Genomic DNA, 15273 nt, shown 5'->3' with positions numbered 1-15273 from the left:
CCTGCCAAACAATCGTTATAACATAACCACTCTTACAATCCGCTCCTGGAGTCGCCCATGCGTCGTCTGCTGCTAGCCTTGCCCTTCGCCTGCTTGCCATTGGCCATGACGGCCCATGCCCACGAAGAACATGAGCATGAACACGGCCATGGCACGCTTGCCGCCCATGAGCATGGCGTGGCCAAGCTCAATGCCGTGCTTGACGGCAATACCCTGGAGCTCGAGCTGGACAGCCCGGCGATGAACCTGGTCGGCTTCGAGCACATGGCCAGCAGCGATGCCGACAAGGCCAAGGTGGCCGCGGTGCGTCAGCAGTTGGAACAGCCCCTGAAGTTGTTCGCATTGACGGCGGCCGCGGGTTGCACACCAGACCAGCAAGAACTGCAAAGCCCGCTGTTTGGGGATGCCGCCAAGGCGGACGATGATGCCGACGAGCACGAAAAAGGCCACGTTCACAGCGACATCAACGCCCATTACCAACTCACCTGCACAGCGCCCGAAAAGCTCACTCAGATCGACCTGTCGCCGCTGTTCAAGGCCTTCCCCGCCACGCAGAAAATCAATGTGCAATTGATCGGCCCGAACGGTCAGAAGGGGGTGGAAACCGCGCCAACCAAGGCCGTGGTCACACTCTGAATGAACCAGCCGCTGATCCACCTGCAAGACCTGGCGTTCGCCTGGCCGGGACAACCGCCGTTGCTGGATATCCCGGCCTTTGAACTGCAAGCCGGTGAAGCCGTGTTTCTCAAGGGCCCAAGCGGCAGTGGCAAGACTACCCTGCTAGGCCTGCTTGGCGGGGTCAACCGGCCAGGCCGTGGGCGAATCCAACTGCTTGGGCAGGACTTGGCCGTACTCGGCCAAGGTGCCCGCGACCGTTTTCGTGTGGACCACACCGGCTACATCTTCCAGCAATTCAACCTGCTGCCGTTTCTCTCGGTGCGGGAAAATGTCGAGCTGCCCTGTCGTTTCTCGCGCAGCCGCGCCCAGCGTGCCATCGAGCGCCACGGTAGCGTCGACCAGGCCGCCAGCGAACTGCTTGCCCACCTGGGCCTGGGCGATCCGCAGTTGCTCACGCGGCGAGCCGACAGCCTGTCGATCGGCCAGCAGCAACGCGTCGCCGCTGCCCGCGCCCTGATCGGCCAGCCCGAGCTGGTGATCGCCGATGAGCCCACATCAGCGCTGGATGCCGATACCCGCGAAGCGTTCATCGCGTTGCTGTTCGACGAATGCCGCGCGGCAGGCTCGAGCCTGCTGTTCGTCAGTCATGACCAGAGCCTGGCCCCGCTGTTCGACCGTCACCTGTCTCTGGCCGAGCTCAATCGCGCCGCCAAGCCCCGGGAGGCATGATGTACCTGCTCCGTCTTGCCCTGGCCAGCCTGGCCAACCGCCGCTTCACCGCCTTTCTGACCGCGTTCGCCATCGCCTTGTCGGTGTGCCTACTGCTGGCCGTCGAGCGGGTGCGAACCGAAGCCCGGGCCAGCTTTGCCAGCACCATCAGTGGTACTGACCTGATTGTCGGTGCGCGTTCAGGTTCGGTGAACCTGCTGCTGTACTCGGTGTTTCGCATCGGCAACGCCACCAACAACATCCGCTGGGACAGCTACCAGCACTACGCCCAGGACCCACGGGTGAAGTGGGCGATCCCCATCTCGCTGGGCGACTCGCACCGCGGCTACCGGGTGATGGGCACCACCGGCGCCTATTTCGACCACTATCAGTACGGGCGCAAGCAGCACCTGGCGTTGCGCGAGGGCCGGGAATTTGCCGACGATCCTTTCGAAGTGGTACTGGGCGCGGAGGTTGCCGACGCCTTGCACTACAAGCTGGGCGACAAACTGGTGCTGGCCCATGGCGTAGCGGCGATCAGCCTGGTCAAGCACGACGACAAACCATTTACCGTGGTCGGTGTACTCAAGCGCACCGGCACGCCGGTTGACCGCACCTTGCACATCAGCCTGGCCGGCATGGAGGCGATCCATATCGACTGGCACAACGGCGTGCCGGCCCGAGGTGCGGGACGCATCAGTGCAGAACAGGCGCGTGGCATGGACCTGCAACCCGCTGCGATCACGGCGTTCATGCTGGGCCTGAACAACAAGATCGCCACCTTCAGCCTGCAGCGCGAAATCAATGAATACCGCAGCGAGCCGCTGTTGGCGATTTTGCCGGGGGTGGCGTTGCAGGAGTTGTGGAGCCTGATGGGCACTGCCGAACAAGCCCTGTTCGTGGTCTCGCTGTTCGTTGTGCTGACCGGGCTGATCGGCATGCTCACGGCGATTCTTACCAGTCTGAACGAGCGCCGCCGGGAAATGGCGATCCTGCGCTCGGTAGGTGCACGACCATGGCACATCGCCGGGCTGCTGGTACTTGAGGCTCTGGCGCTGGCAACGGCCGGGATCGTTGCCGGGCTTGGCCTGCTGTACGCCGGCATCGCCCTGGCCCAGGGTTACGTGCAGGCCAACTATGGCTTGTACTTGCCATTGGCCTGGCCCAGCACGCATGAATGGTCGTTGCTGGCTATCATCCTTGGCGCAGCGCTGTTGATGGGCAGCGTTCCGGCGTGGCGAGCCTATCGGCAGTCGTTGGCAGATGGTTTGTCGATCCACCTTTGAGAGCCTGTGATGATCCGATTTCTCACTGCCTGCTTCGGGGCTCTCCATGCGCTTGCAAGCGCATGGACATGCCGTATGGGGGCCAGCCTGCCAACCGGTAGCCCCGCCCGGCGCCTGCTTTTTTCGCTGCTCGTGATGCTTGCGGTACCTGCGTGGGCATCGCAGCCCAGAGAGCTCGACTGGCCCGCCCTGATCCCCGAAGGCGCACCGGTCGTCGCGCCGCAACTGGCGCCCCTGCATGACATGTCGCAGCTCAGCGATGCACTATCTGCCGAGTCCGCCCCGGCCGCGCGCCAACAGGCGCCTGCTGCACCCGTGGTGAACAGCCTCGATGGCCAGCAGGTCAAGCTGCCGGGCTACATCGTGCCGCTGGAGGTCAATGAGCAAGGCCGCACCACCGAATTTCTGCTGGTGCCGTACTACGGTGCGTGCATCCACGTGCCCCCGCCCCCGTCGAACCAGATTGTGCACATCGTCAGTGAAATGGGCGTACGGGTAGAAGATCTGTATCAGCCCTACTGGATAGAGGGCACGATGCATGTCAAACCCTCGAGCAGCGAACTGGCTGAGGCGGGTTACCAGATGGAAGCCGAGAAGATCTACGCCTACGAACTCAGATGAGCCTTCCGAAGGCCGGTGCAGACGCTTCGTTGAGCTGGGTCAAACTTTCTGTTTAGTTGCATCCGTACCATTGGACTACACGATTATCAACGTCCTTTGGGAGCTTCCATGAACAAGTCCTTGCTCGGTGCCTCACTCGTGGCCCTGGCACTCACCGGCCCGGCTGCGCACGCTTATCAACCCGGTGATTTCATCGTACGTGCTGGCGCCATCACCACTGCGCCCAACGAGAGCAGCAGCGACCTGAAGTTCGACGGCAACAAAGTGGCAGGCACCAAGGCGACCCTGGACAGCGATACCCAGCTGGGTCTGGCATTCGCCTACATGCTCACCGACCACATTGGCCTGGAATTGCTGGCAGCTACGCCGTTCAAGCACACGGTAGGGGTGAAAGGGCTGGGCGGTGGGCTGGATGGCAAGCTGGCCGACATCAAGCAACTGCCGCCGACCCTTTCGTTGCAGTACTACCCGATGGAGGCGTCGTCGAAGTTCCAACCCTATGCGGGCGTGGGCATCAACTACACCTTGTTCTTCGATGAAGACCTGAGCAGCAACCGCAAGCAACAAGGGTTCAGCAACCTGAAACTGCAGGATTCGGTCGGGTTCGCCGGCCAGCTGGGCATGGACTACATGATCACCGACAACCTGCTGGTCAACGCCGCTGTCTGGTATGTGGACATCGACACCAAGGCCAGCGTGAACGGCCCGAGCGCCTTGGGCTATAGCAAGACCAAGGTCGACGTGGACGTGGACCCTTGGGTCTACATGGTCGGCCTGGGCTACAAGTTCTGATCGAGCGCTGTAAAACACACGGGGCGGCCAAGGCCGCCCCGTTTCGTTACTGTCGTACTGAGCGCCGGGCTGGGCGCCCATCGGTTGCTAGCGGAGCTTGCCCAACAACCGGGACAGCCCCTCCACCATCGAGGTGGCCCGCTTGAAGTCGAAGCGAGCCAGCAACCGCCTGTTGTCTGCACGCGAATGGCGGATGTCGCCCGAGCGCGGCGTGGTATAGCTGACTGCGGGCAAGCTGCCCACCACCTGCTGGAGCGCAGCGAGCATCTGGTTCAGTGACGTGGCCTGGTTGAGACCGATGTTCACGGCCCCCTCCTCGACCTGCGCTTGCTCGAGCGCCTGCACCATGACCTGTACCAGGTCACCCACATACAGGAAGTCCCGCGTCTGCTCGCCGTCACCGAACACGGTGATTGGCTGACCTTGCAGTGCACGCTCGCTGAAGATGCTGATGACGCCCGAATAAGGCGAGGAAGGGTCCTGCCGCGGCCCGAAGATGTTGAAGAACCGGAATATCACAGGCTCAAGCCCATGCTGGCGCCGGTAGAAATCCAGGTACTGCTCGCTGGCCAGCTTGTCCACGGCATACGGTGTCAGCGGCGCCTTGGGTGTATCTTCGGCAATGGACTGGCCTTCACCGTTGTTGCCGTAGACCGCTGCACTGGACGCGAACAACACGCGGCGCACCCCGTGAACACGCATGGCTTCGCACACGTTGAGCGTGCCTATGAAATTGCTCTGGTGCGTGCGCACCGGATCGTCGACCGAAGCCTGCACCGAGGCCACCGCAGCCAAGTGCACCACGGCCTGGCAGCCTGCCGCTGCGCGTTGGACCAATTCGGCGTCGGCCACGTCCCCCTCGACAAGCTCAAGCAGGGGGTGGCCCAGTTGCAGGTTGTCCCGCTTGCCCGTGGAGAGGTCGTCGACAATGCGCACGGCGTAGCCACGCGCCAGCAAGGCGTCGCTCAGGTGAGAGCCGATGAAGCCGGCACCGCCGGTGATCAGGATGGGGGCATCAGCCATGGCGATAGAACCGGTCCAGAAGAGACGGCAAGCCTGCACGCCAGGCACGGGGCTTGATACCGAAGGTGTGAAGGATTTTCTTGCAGGCCAGCACTGCGTTCTGCGGCTCTTCGCTAGCATCCGGGCGCGCGGCATGGGCCTGCGGCGTTGGCGTCTGCACCGCGAGCTGTCGATGCTGGCCGGCCTCGGCGAGGATCGCCTGGCCTAGCGCCACAGGCGTGGTCGCTTCGTTCCCGGCGTAGTGGTAGGTACCCCACAACGGCGAATTGCAGTCCAGTTGCTTGAGCACCGAGAGAATGACCCTGGCCGCATCGTCGACGGGTGTCGGGTTGCCACGCCGATCATCAGCCAGCAGCAATTCCTGGGGTAGCTCGGCGCGCGTCAGGAAACGGCCAAGCAGGCCATCGATACTTTCGTCCAGCACCCAGCCGAACCGCAACAGCACATGTTGCGGGCAGGCCGCACGCACGCTTTGTTCGATACGCCAGAGCGCCTGCCCGCGCAGGCCTAGCGGCAATGGCTCGTCCTTTTCGCTGTAGGCGGTGGCACGCGAGCCATCGAACACGCGGTAGCTCGAGGGCTGGACCAGCGTGATCTGGTGGTGCTGGCACAACTCTGCCAGCCGCTCCACGGCGCGTTCCTGAAGCGCCAGACGCTGCTCGCTGACCGACTCGGCCTGGAACCAGTCGAAGTAATACGCCAGGTTGACCACGGCGTCGGGACGATGATCGTCGAGCAACTGGGTAAGGCTGGCAGGCGCCCAGCCCTCCTCTGGAGGGCGCGGCGCCATGAAAGCGATGTCCTCCTCGGCCCCAAGACGAATCAGCGCTTGCCCGAGGGCATTGCCACCACCCAACAGCATTAGGCGCATACGCATAGAGTCAGCAGATCCGGAGGTTGTAAAGGAAAGCGGCCATTTTGCGGTTTCCGGGCGGGGAAGTCCAACGTGGGGCATGCGGATGCTGCAAGTGGTGGCAGTGCCGACCCCTCAAAAACGATGGAAAAATCATTCGGAGAAAAGCCCTACGATGCATTAGGCAATGACTGACTTCCACACCTCAGCGAAAGGGCTTTGAATTGCAGATTCGGCTGGCCTCAGTAGTGCTGAAGAGGGCCCTTGCTGCCTTGTTAGATGCACAGCTAGCCAAGCACAGGCAACGCGCTACGCTCTTGGTCACGTACGTAAAACCACCGTTGGTAAGCGGCTGTATCCTCATGCTGCTCGAACTGCTTACCGAGCCGCACAACCCTATCAGTAACTGGCTAACACGCCTTTCGTAGAGACTGTATGCACATGCAAGCCTACTCCTGCGGGCGCCTGAAATGGCAATATGAAGAGCCCGCTCCAGGCATGGAATGGTTTATCGACGAAGGATTCGGAAGCTACGAACAACAGGCCCGTTTGCTAGTACCCGATCTGCAACGCGCAGCACCTGTTTTTGTACTGACGGGCGCTCGGTCCGATTTCACTCGGCTCAATCCACTGCTCTACCGCCTACAGGCTGCAGGTATCGGCTCGCTCACGGCCAACTTGTCAGGGCATAGTCTAGCCAGCGCACCAGGTGCAGCAGCGCCTTCGCTGGTTATAAACCTTGAAGAAGCATGGCGCTTTCATTCGCATATCGCGCTTGAGTGCCGAACGCTGATTGGTCACAGCCTCGGCGCAGCCTTGGCATTGAAAATGGCAGCACAGTTGCCGCATGTGGACACGCTTATCCTTGTCTGCCCTGCGATCTATCCAGACAGCGCCCACTCACTGCCATTTGGCCCGGCATTTTCGGCGGCCATCAGAAAGCCCTTCGCATTTTTCGATTGCGACAGCTACCTCTTTCTTGAACGATTTCCGGGCCGAGTTCTGTTGCTGATCGGCGAGCACGATGGGCTTGACTCGCGTCAGCTCTCAAGCCCCCCTGGCACAGGCGCGGGCCACGTGTGGCACGCAGGCGCAGAACGGTACAGCCCCATACCTGCAGAACTAATCAGCGCCCTAACACGCTCGACTGCGCCAGAGCGTTTTCAGCGCATCATTCTTGAAAACTGCGACCACGGCATCCCCTCCTATTTGCGGGCCAACCCGGACATCGCCGATCAGGTCACAAGCATTGTGACGGACTTCATTCTCGGTGCTGTTTAACGAATTGCTCCCTACTCGACTTCAAACAACCCATTCCTGAGCGGGCCCACATCCAACCGCTCGCGGATGTCTTCATCTATGCGGGGGTCATCAGGCCGGTACAGTTTTACCTGGCGGTAGGCGTTGATGCGATTGATCTCCTGCCCCAGGTACTCCCACACCACTCGGGTACAGGCGGGATTGCGCCGGTCGCCGCTGGACACGCCGGCCTTGAGGCCGTTGAGGCGGGTGATACGACTTTTGAAGCTGGGGATGAGAATGGTCTGGCTCATCTCGTTGTAGGTAAGCGATTCGTAGTCGATCAGGAACACCCGGTCCTGCAACTGGAAAGCAGCCCCCAGGTACCGGCAACGCACTTCGGCATGCTGGTCCGTTGCGGTGGACCGCTCCTGACGCTCCTGGCGCTCGAACAGAAAGCGCCCGCCCTCCTCCCACAGATGCACTAACGACACCAGGACCGTACCCGGCACCGACATGCAATTGGAGTACTCGAAGTAATACCCGCAGTAACGCGACAGGTTGCCCGCGTGATCATGCAGAGGCCGAAACAGCTCGCTGATCGGATCGCCGGTTTGCTCGACCGAGGACGGTACTCGCGCGCCGATCAAGCGTGAAAACTGATCGGCGGGCAGGTCGAGCTCGTATTCCTCCACCCCGAAGAAATCGCCAATGCGTTTGAGGTTGTAAGCCGTCGGACGGCTTTGCCCGCTCAGGTATTTGTTGAACTGGGCGCGATTGATCGACAGTTGGCGGCAAACTTCGGAGATAGAGCGGTAGTGGCTGCAAGCCAGCTTGAGATTGGTAGCGAAATGCTCGCTCATGACAAAGGCCTACGTGACGCGAATGGCGCCAGTTTAGCATCAACTCGCATCAATTGAGACCAAGCCGCGAAATTGTAACGACTCTTGTCATGGCCAACCATGCGCCCCAACGAATAGCGGCACGCCTGCCGGCCGCTGGTCTTTCCACACGAAGAATAAGAATCGAGGTCATTTTCCAATGCTCGAAGTACTCAACGATTTCCTCTCGGGGAAACTGCTCATCGTGCTGATCGTGGGGCTGGGTAGCTACTTCACCCTCCGTTCCCGGTTCGTCCAGTTCCGTCACTTCGTACACATGTTCGGTGTGTTCAAGGAATCGCTGCGTGGCCAGGCAGGCCAACTGAGTTCATTCCAGGCCCTGATGCTGAGCCTGGCCGGCCGAGTGGGCGCCGGTAACATTGCTGGGGTCGGCATCGCCGTGACCCTGGGCGGCCCAGGTGCCGTGTTCTGGATGTGGGTCACCGCGCTGGTGGGCATGTCGAGCAGCTTCTTCGAATGTACCTTGGCCCAGGTGTACAAGCGCGCCGACGGCGATGGCCTGTACCGTGGCGGCCCGGCCTACTACATTCAGCATGGTCTGAAGTACAAGGGCATGGCGATCGTCTTCTCGATCCTGCTGCTGGTCACCTATGGCTTCGCCTTCATTGGCCTGCAGTCGTACACCGTGACCCATTCGCTGCAAAACGCCTTCCACTTCGATCCGCGCCACACCGGCATCGTGCTGGCAGTACTGCTGGCCATCACCTTCATTGGTGGCATCAAGCGTATCGCGGCGGTATCCGACCTGCTCGTACCGATCAAGACCTTGGCCTACATCGGCGTGACCCTGTACGTGATCGGCACCCAGATCGAACACGTGCCGGCCATGCTCGAGACCATCTTCAAGAGCGCTTTCGGTCTTGACCCCGCCTTCGGCGGCCTGCTGGGCAGCGCCATCGTCATGGGCGTGAAGCGTGGCGTGTTCGCCAACGAAGCCGGCCTTGGCAGTGCACCGAACGTAGCCGCCGTCGCAGCCGTGAAGCACCCAGGTGCCCAGGGCGTGGTACAGGCGTTCAGCGTGTTCCTCGATACGTTCGTGATCTGCACCTGCACCGCGCTGCTGATCCTGCTGTCGGGCTTCTACACCCCTGGCTTCGAGGGTGACGGCATTGTCCTGACCCAGAACTCGCTGGCTGCCGTGGTAGGCGACTGGGGCCGTATCTTCGTGAGCGTGGCGCTGTCGCTGTTCGTGTTCACCTGTATCCTCTACAACTACTACCTGGGCGAGAACAGCCTGCAGTTCCTCAGCCGTAACCGGGCAGTATTGATGGGCTTCCGTGCCCTGGTACTGGCATTGGTCGTGTGGGGCTCGATGCAGGATCTGACCACCGTGTTCGCCTTCGCCGACATCACCATGACGTGCCTGGCCTTCGTCAACCTGATGGCCCTGGCCCTGCTGTTCAAGGTCGGCCTGCGTGTGATGCGCGACTACGATGACCAGCGCAAGGCTGGCATCAAGCAGCCCGTGTTCGATTCGGCCAAGTTCGCCGACCTGGACCTGGACCGCAATGCATGGCCTGCCAACCCGCAGGTGGAAACAGCCGCTGACAAAGCTGTCGGCCAGGCTCAGCCGCTGCGCTGATAGGCTGACATCGCCAGCCGCCCCAGCGAGGGTTGTGCCAATTGGTTGAGTCATCAGGGGCCGCATTGCGGCCCCACTAGCCTTCCCTCCAACGCGCGGCTCTTCTTTCCCGTTCATCGCTACGGACGCTTTCCATGCGCGCAGTAAAGAACCTCCTCGTGCTCTACACCGGTGGCACCATCGGCATGCTCGAAACCCCGGAAGGCCTGGCCCCATCCGGCGGCTTCGAGTCCCGCATGCGCGATCATTTCGCCGTGATGGCCGATGCCCCCGAAGTCACCTGGACGCTCCAGGAACTGGACCCACTCCTCGACAGTGCCAACATGCAGCAGCACAACTGGCTGGCAATGCGTGATGCGATCGTCGATGCCGTGCGGGTCCGTGACCATGATGCGGTACTGGTACTGCATGGCACCGACACCCTGGCCTACAGTGCAGCGGCACTGTCGTTCCTGTTGCTGGGGCTGCCGGTTCCCATCCTGCTGACCGGCTCGATGCTGCCGGCAGGCGCACCTGGCAGCGATGCCTGGGACAACCTGTGCGGTGCACTGCGCCAGTTCGATCATCCCCTTGAAGCGGGCGTGCAGCTGTACTTCGCGGGGAAGCTGCTGCACGGTTGCCGCGCCTCGAAGCTGCGCAGCGAAGCGTTCGATGCCTTTGCAGCCCTGCCGCGCCATCGCCAGAGCGAGCACGTAGCCCCCTTGCCGGCACACTTGGGTTACCAGCAGCCCCGTCAGCGCGTAAACCTTGCGGTCGTGCCGGTGTTCCCTGGTTTGCAGGCAGGTCATCTGGACGCTTTGCTCAACAGCGGCGTGCAGGGCTTGTTGCTGGAATGCTATGGCAGCGGCACTGGGCCGTCCGATGATCAGGCGCTGCTCGACACCTTGCGTGCAGCACGCGAGCGTGGGGTCATGTTGGTGGCCATTTCCCAGTGCCCGGAAGGCGACGTGGTCTTTGATACCTATGCCGCCGGTAGCCGCCTGCGAGCAGCAGGCCTGGTCAGCGGGGGCGGCATGACGCGGGAGGCGGCCCTTGGCAAGATGTTCGCGCTGTTGGGTGCCGGGCTGGACGTGGATGAGGCCGAGCAGTGGTTTGCCTTGGACCTGTGCGGCGAACGCTAGAAATGGCGGAAGGCAGCGGGAGTCGAACCTGCCCGGGAACGGATGCCGTCCCCAACCGGGTTTGAAGCCCGGCCGCGCCACCGGGCGCGATTGCCTTCCTTGAAGTGGGTGCCTGGCCTGCTAGCGGGCCAGGGCACTGTCACTGCGGATGTACCGCTGATCGCCGACCCTGCGGGTCAGGCCGATCCGGTCGAAATACTCCAGAATCTGCACACTGCGCTTGCGACCGATGCCCAACATATCGCGAAATGCAGCAACCTGCACTACCGGCGTGTCACACATGTGACGCTGCAGCAGCTCTGCCATGCGCTGTAGGGTCGGTTCTGGGTAGAACAGGTCCCGCACCACTTGGTGTAGCAGCCCCAGGCGCGCGAGCTTGCGCAGTAGCAGGCGCACATCGGCCTCAGCGCACTTTTCCTCGCTCGCCAACGTCCTGACCCAAGGCGGATCGTAGGCTGCGGCCAGCAGTCTGGGCTGCAGGCGGGCCCAGAGCGCCTCATCTGCGGCACTAAGCTGGACCTGATGATCAGGCAAGTGGAGCCAGGGGCCGCTGCTGGCCACTGCGCCTTCGGCCAGCAACTGCTCAAGTAAACTGACGAACCCCGGTCTGTCCAAAGGCAACGCCGCGAAACGGCGCAGCCTGTCACGGTCCGGGCCCAATTGATCGGGCTCCTGCTCATGAAAGGCCGCCAGTTGGGCCAGCACACGTTGCTTGAGCGCCTGCCATTGGCTTGCTGCGAACAGCAACTGGCCTTGGCGGGTGGCGATCACGAGTACGTCGTCGGGTAATTGCCAGCTGTCACGCAGGCGATTGAACTGTCGCTCCAGGCGCTGTGGGTCCAGCCCACCCGGTGCGCTGGCAAGCAAACCCGGCAAGGCCTGCTCAAGGCCCGCACAGTCGCGCAGCACCTGCAACTGTTGCAGCCTTTCGGCGCTGCGGCGTTGTCGACTGGGGGCGAACGGGTCCAGGACCGTGCCGCCGCCAAGCGTGTACTGAGCGCGCTGATCGCGCAGCACCAGGCGGTCGCCATGCACCGCTTGCAAGGGGGCGTTGAGCAGCAACTGTGCAAACATGCGCTGCCCCGCCGCCAAGCTCTGCCCTTCGAGTAAAGCCACCCTGGCAGTTACGTCCTGGGTGCCCAGGTGCACATGCACCGCACTGAAATGCTCGAAGGCACGGGCTTGGCCGGGCAGCAGGCTCAAGGCAATATCGATGCGTGTGCTGGGCGCGTGCAACCACTGCGGCACCAGCCAATCTCCTCGGCGTATCTGGTCCACCGCCAGGCGCTCGGCGGCTATGTTGAGCGCCACACGCTGCCCTGCCTCCGCCACCAGCGCGGGCTGATTCTGGGCATGCAAACCGCGCACCCTCACCGGCCTGCCGGCCTTGCCCAGCAGCAACATATCGCCGGCCGTGATCCGCCCTGCCAGCGCCGTGCCGGTCACCACTACCCCCGCGCCGGTGACGGCGAACGCCCGGTCCACGGCAAGGCGAAAGCCCCCGGCCACACTGCGACGGCGGGCATGGGGCGCTGCCGCCAGCAGGGCCTGGCGCAAGGCCTCGATACCGGTGCCGGCGGTACTGGATACGGGAAATTGCGGCGCGTCGGCATACGGGCCAGGCGCCAGCAGTTGGCTGACTTGCTGCTTCACCGCTTCCACGCGTGCGGGCTCGACCCGGTCGCACTTGCTAATGGCCACCAGCGCCTGGGGAATGCCCAACAGTTCGATGATCGCCAGGTGCTCGCGGGTCTGCGGCATGACCCCATCGTCTGCCGCCACCACCAGCAGCACCAGGTCTATACCGTGGGCACCGGCCAGCATGTTGTGGACAAATCGCTCATGGCCCGGCACGTCGATGAAGCCAGTCAGTGGCGCCTGCTCTGCCAGCGACGCGTAGCGATAACCCAGGTCGATGGTCATGCCACGGGCCTGTTCCTCCTGGCGATGATCCCCGGCCTGGCCCGTAAGCGCTTGCAGCAGCGCCGTCTTGCCGTGATCGATGTGCCCGGCGGTCCCGACAATCACTGCAAGGCCCCCAATTGCAGGCCTGGCAGCTGCGCTAGCCATTGGGGTTCATCGTCCAGCTGGCGTAGGTCCAGCCACAGTGCATCGTCGTCGATGCGCCCAAGCACCGGCACCGGCAACTCGCGCAGCGCGCGTTCCAGGGCATGCAGGCTGCGCCCGCGCAGACGCTTGGACACCTGCGCACGCACGCACAAGGCGGCGCTGGGCAGGCGTGCGACAGGCTGGCTGCCGCTGCCGATCATGCCCAGCGTCGGCTGTACGCTGACGCACCACTGCTCGCCCAGGCAGGTTTGCAACGCTGGCGCCACGCGCAGGGCCTGGGTGTGAATCTCTGCCTGGGCACGCGTGAGCAGGCGTAGGCTGGGCAGGCGCTCGGCCAGGCGATCAGGGTTGCGGTACAGCGCCAGCACGGCCTCCAGGGCGGCTAGGGTGATCTTGTCCACGCGCAAGGCACGCTTGAGCGGGTTCTTCTTGATCCTGGCGATCAAGTCCTTGCGCCCGACGATGATCCCCGCTTGCGGGCCGCCCAGCAGCTTGTCGCCACTGAAGGTGACAATGTCGGCGCCATCGCTCAATGCCTGGCGCACCGTCGGTTCGGCCGGTAGCCCCCAGCGCGTGAGGTCCAGCAGGCTGCCACTGCCCAGGTCCTCGAGTAGCGGCAGGCCGTGCTGGCGGGCAATGCGGGCCAGCTCTGTGGTGGGTACCTGGGTGGTGAAGCCCTGGATGCTGTAGTTGCTGCAGTGCACGCGCATCAGCAACCCGGTGCGCGGGCTGATGGCCGCCTCGTAATCGCGGGCGTGGGTGCGGTTGGTGGTGCCGATCTCATGCAACCTGACGCCAGCCCGGGCCATGATGTCGGGTATCCGGAAGGCGCCACCGATCTCGATCAGTTCGCCACGGGAGATGATGCCTTCCTTGCGGGCGCCCACGCTGTTGAGCGCCAGCAACACAGCGGCTGCATTGTTGTTCACCACGGTGACGGCCTCGGCGCCAGTCAGTTCGCGAATCAACCCCTCGATCAGGTCATCGCGATCACCGCGCTTGCCCGTGCTCAAGTCAAACTCGAGGTTCAGCGGGTAGCGCGCTGCGCACTCCATGGCCTCGATGGCTTCTTCAGGCAGCAAGGCGCGGCCCAGGTTGGTGTGCAACACCGTGCCGGTGAGGTTGAACACGCGGCGAACCTGGCTGCGCTGGTTGACATCGAGGCGTTCGCCGGCGCGGCCCAGCAGTACCTCGGGCGCCACCTCGGCAGCACCGAGCTGGCCATTGCGGACGAGGTCGCGCAAATCGTCCAGCAAGTGCCGCAAGGTCGACAGAACAGCTTCACGGCCGTAACGCTCGATCAGCGCTAGACAAGCCGGGTGGCGCAGGAGTGTATCGATGGAAGGCAGGCGAGGCGTGACGCTGGCTAAGCTGGAGGACATGCGGTACTACCTTGGACGGGTCCATTGTCTGCTGGCCTTGTGGAAGGCAAGCGACGGTAACGCAGACATCCGCAGGTCCGAGAACCTTCGAAATCCGTGTCAAGGGCGCTTGCCAGCGCAAGGCAACTCGGTCTCACAGTGTAGACAATCAACCGCTAGCCGGGCGAGACCATCAGGTTGGGTGCCAGACGATGGTACCCCTCCTCGTCCAGGCGCATGTCCAGGGCCAGGCTGGCCAGGTCGTCGGCCAAGGCTTCGGCTGCTGCGTCATTTTCCAGGTAGTGTTGCTTGAGGTAGCTGTTGCACCCTGGGCAACACTCGGCACGCAGCGGCGCCTTGCCGGGCCCGTGACGGTCATCGTCGAGCGCGCTGTAGCGCAGGTCTTTGCTGGAGTCGCAATACACGCACTTGACCCGCACCACGTGCCACTCGCAGGCGCACAACGAACAGGCAAGGTAACGCAAGCCGTTGTGCTTGCCACGGTTGCGTACCACGCCCGCCATGGCCGGCGAACCGCATGCCGGGCATTGGGCAAGGCTGGCAGCGGGCTTGAGTTCGGTGCTTGGCAGTGCCAGCAACCAGCTTGACCAGGCAGCCTGCAGGGCTGCGCCCACGAACGGCACAAGTGCAGGGGGCACGGCATCGTACTGGCCGCTGAGCAGGGCAATTGCCCAACCCTTGCGCTGGGTATCGTCACTGATGCGCAGCGTGTGCAGTGCTTCTTGCAGCGGGCCTTGGCCCGGCTCATCGAAATGATCGAGCAGCGCCTGCAACCAACCCAGCCATGCGCCTTCGCGCACAAGGCTGTCAGCCGCCAGGGGCGGTAGCCCGTGACTTATGCACAGGCGTTGGCGCTCTTGGGCAACAGGCAGCGCGCTAGGCGGGTTATCCACAAGCTGCTGCTGGATTCGGCATAGCCGCGCGATCAACAGCAAATAGTCGCCCATGGCATGGCCCTGGGCCAGGCGCTCCAGGCGAGCCGCCCGCACGTCGAAGAGGTTGCCTGGCGGCAGGTGCAGAAACGGCGGCATGACGGCCGACGCTTCGATCTGCCCAGGTTCAAGTACGGTACTCAA

At 63.0% G+C, this 15273-nt stretch carries 14 protein-coding genes and 1 tRNA gene; 8 read left to right on the top strand and 7 right to left on the bottom strand.

All coding sequences use genetic code 11. The annotated features are described in order from the left end of the window. The first annotated feature begins 57 nt into the window (after positions 1–57). The 5 genes from FS767_RS11265 to FS767_RS11245 all read left to right on the top strand — a co-directional run bounded on the left by FS767_RS11265 (position 58) and on the right by FS767_RS11245 (position 4025). A complete protein-coding gene (locus tag FS767_RS11265; protein WP_144965400.1) occupies positions 58–636 on the top strand; it encodes a DUF2796 domain-containing protein in 579 nt (192 codons plus the stop codon). Beyond that, a complete protein-coding gene (locus FS767_RS11260; RefSeq protein ID WP_144965398.1) occupies positions 637–1347 on the top strand; it encodes an ABC transporter ATP-binding protein in 711 nt (236 codons plus the stop codon). Next, complete coding sequence (locus FS767_RS11255) at positions 1347–2612, top strand: ABC transporter permease (protein ID WP_058603965.1); 1266 nt, start codon at positions 1347–1349, stop codon at positions 2610–2612. Before FS767_RS11260 ends, FS767_RS11255 begins: the two co-directional genes overlap by 1 nt. 135 nt (positions 2613–2747) lie before the next feature. Beyond that, entirely contained in the window at positions 2748–3233 is a 486-nt protein-coding gene (locus FS767_RS11250) for a DUF3299 domain-containing protein (RefSeq protein ID WP_371921585.1), read from the top strand. Positions 3234–3341: 108 nt separating this feature from the next. Beyond that, positions 3342–4025, top strand: coding sequence for an OmpW family protein (locus FS767_RS11245; protein WP_144965395.1), 684 nt, complete (start codon positions 3342–3344; stop codon positions 4023–4025). Between the two features lie 87 nt (positions 4026–4112). Here the strand turns inward: FS767_RS11245 and FS767_RS11240 are convergent, their stop codons facing one another. Both FS767_RS11240 and FS767_RS11235 read right to left on the bottom strand, forming a co-directional pair. Next, positions 4113–5048 (bottom strand): NAD-dependent epimerase/dehydratase family protein, encoded by a 936-nt coding sequence (locus FS767_RS11240; RefSeq protein WP_058603962.1) that lies wholly within the window; start codon positions 5046–5048, stop codon positions 4113–4115. Continuing rightward, a complete protein-coding gene (locus FS767_RS11235) occupies positions 5041–5925 on the bottom strand; it encodes a sugar nucleotide-binding protein (RefSeq protein ID WP_144965394.1) in 885 nt (294 codons plus the stop codon). Before FS767_RS11235 ends, FS767_RS11240 begins: the two co-directional genes overlap by 8 nt. Positions 5926–6336: 411 nt before the next feature. Here FS767_RS11235 and FS767_RS11230 point away from each other — a divergent pair, with 411 nt between their 5' ends. Continuing rightward, the gene (locus tag FS767_RS11230; protein ID WP_144965392.1) at positions 6337–7182 is read left to right on the top strand and encodes an alpha/beta hydrolase; all 846 of its coding nucleotides are present in this window, start codon (positions 6337–6339) and stop codon (positions 7180–7182) included. An 11-nt stretch (positions 7183–7193) separates the two neighbouring features. Here the strand turns inward: FS767_RS11230 and FS767_RS11225 are convergent, their stop codons facing one another. Further along, a complete protein-coding gene (locus FS767_RS11225; RefSeq protein WP_144965391.1) occupies positions 7194–8003 on the bottom strand; it encodes a helix-turn-helix transcriptional regulator in 810 nt (269 codons plus the stop codon). A 178-nt stretch (positions 8004–8181) separates the two neighbouring features. Between FS767_RS11225 and FS767_RS11220 the strand changes: the two genes are divergently transcribed. Together FS767_RS11220 and FS767_RS11215 are read left to right on the top strand one after the other, a co-directional pair. Then, a complete protein-coding gene (locus tag FS767_RS11220; RefSeq protein ID WP_144965389.1) occupies positions 8182–9624 on the top strand; it encodes a sodium:alanine symporter family protein in 1443 nt (480 codons plus the stop codon). Between the two features lie 134 nt (positions 9625–9758). After that, on the top strand, positions 9759–10745 hold the full coding sequence (locus FS767_RS11215; protein WP_100852337.1) for an asparaginase: 987 nt from the start codon (positions 9759–9761) through the stop codon (positions 10743–10745). A gap of 3 nt (positions 10746–10748) precedes the next feature. Here FS767_RS11215 and FS767_RS11210 read toward each other — a convergent pair. From FS767_RS11210 to fdhE, 4 genes are all read right to left on the bottom strand, one after another. Next, a tRNA-Sec gene (locus FS767_RS11210) sits at positions 10749–10844 on the bottom strand. Between the two features lie 21 nt (positions 10845–10865). Further along, positions 10866–12773 carry a selenocysteine-specific translation elongation factor gene (gene selB / locus FS767_RS11205; protein ID WP_144965387.1) on the bottom strand — a complete coding sequence of 636 codons (1908 nt, stop codon included), beginning with the start codon at positions 12771–12773 and terminating at the stop codon, positions 10866–10868. After that, entirely contained in the window at positions 12770–14197 is a 1428-nt protein-coding gene (selA, locus tag FS767_RS11200; RefSeq protein WP_144965386.1) for an L-seryl-tRNA(Sec) selenium transferase, read from the bottom strand. Before selA ends, selB begins: the two co-directional genes overlap by 4 nt. Before the next feature lie 155 nt (positions 14198–14352). Then, positions 14353–15273 (bottom strand): formate dehydrogenase accessory protein FdhE, encoded by a 921-nt coding sequence (gene fdhE, locus FS767_RS11195; protein ID WP_058603956.1) that lies wholly within the window; start codon positions 15271–15273, stop codon positions 14353–14355.

The organism is Pseudomonas sp. DE0010, from assembly GCF_007680745.1.
Taxonomy (GTDB): Bacteria; Pseudomonadota; Gammaproteobacteria; order Pseudomonadales; family Pseudomonadaceae; genus Aquipseudomonas; species Aquipseudomonas parafulva_B.
This window is presented reverse-complemented; position numbering and strand designations above follow the sequence as displayed.

Coding starts and splice junctions, on each gene's coding strand:
- FS767_RS11240 (WP_058603962.1), bottom strand. CDS start 5,048: ATGGCTGATGCCCCCATCCTGATCACCGGCGGTGCCGGCTTCATCGGC.
- FS767_RS11245 (WP_144965395.1), top strand. CDS start 3,342: ATGAACAAGTCCTTGCTCGGTGCCTCACTCGTGGCCCTGGCACTCACC.
- selA (WP_144965386.1), bottom strand. CDS start 14,197: ATGTCCTCCAGCTTAGCCAGCGTCACGCCTCGCCTGCCTTCCATCGAT.
- FS767_RS11230 (WP_144965392.1), top strand. CDS start 6,337: ATGCACATGCAAGCCTACTCCTGCGGGCGCCTGAAATGGCAATATGAA.
- FS767_RS11250 (WP_371921585.1), top strand. CDS start 2,748: ATGCTTGCGGTACCTGCGTGGGCATCGCAGCCCAGAGAGCTCGACTGG.
- FS767_RS11220 (WP_144965389.1), top strand. CDS start 8,182: ATGCTCGAAGTACTCAACGATTTCCTCTCGGGGAAACTGCTCATCGTG.
- FS767_RS11215 (WP_100852337.1), top strand. CDS start 9,759: ATGCGCGCAGTAAAGAACCTCCTCGTGCTCTACACCGGTGGCACCATC.
- FS767_RS11235 (WP_144965394.1), bottom strand. CDS start 5,925: ATGCGTATGCGCCTAATGCTGTTGGGTGGTGGCAATGCCCTCGGGCAA.
- FS767_RS11225 (WP_144965391.1), bottom strand. CDS start 8,003: ATGAGCGAGCATTTCGCTACCAATCTCAAGCTGGCTTGCAGCCACTAC.
- FS767_RS11260 (WP_144965398.1), top strand. CDS start 637: ATGAACCAGCCGCTGATCCACCTGCAAGACCTGGCGTTCGCCTGGCCG.
- FS767_RS11255 (WP_058603965.1), top strand. CDS start 1,347: ATGTACCTGCTCCGTCTTGCCCTGGCCAGCCTGGCCAACCGCCGCTTC.
- FS767_RS11265 (WP_144965400.1), top strand. CDS start 58: ATGCGTCGTCTGCTGCTAGCCTTGCCCTTCGCCTGCTTGCCATTGGCC.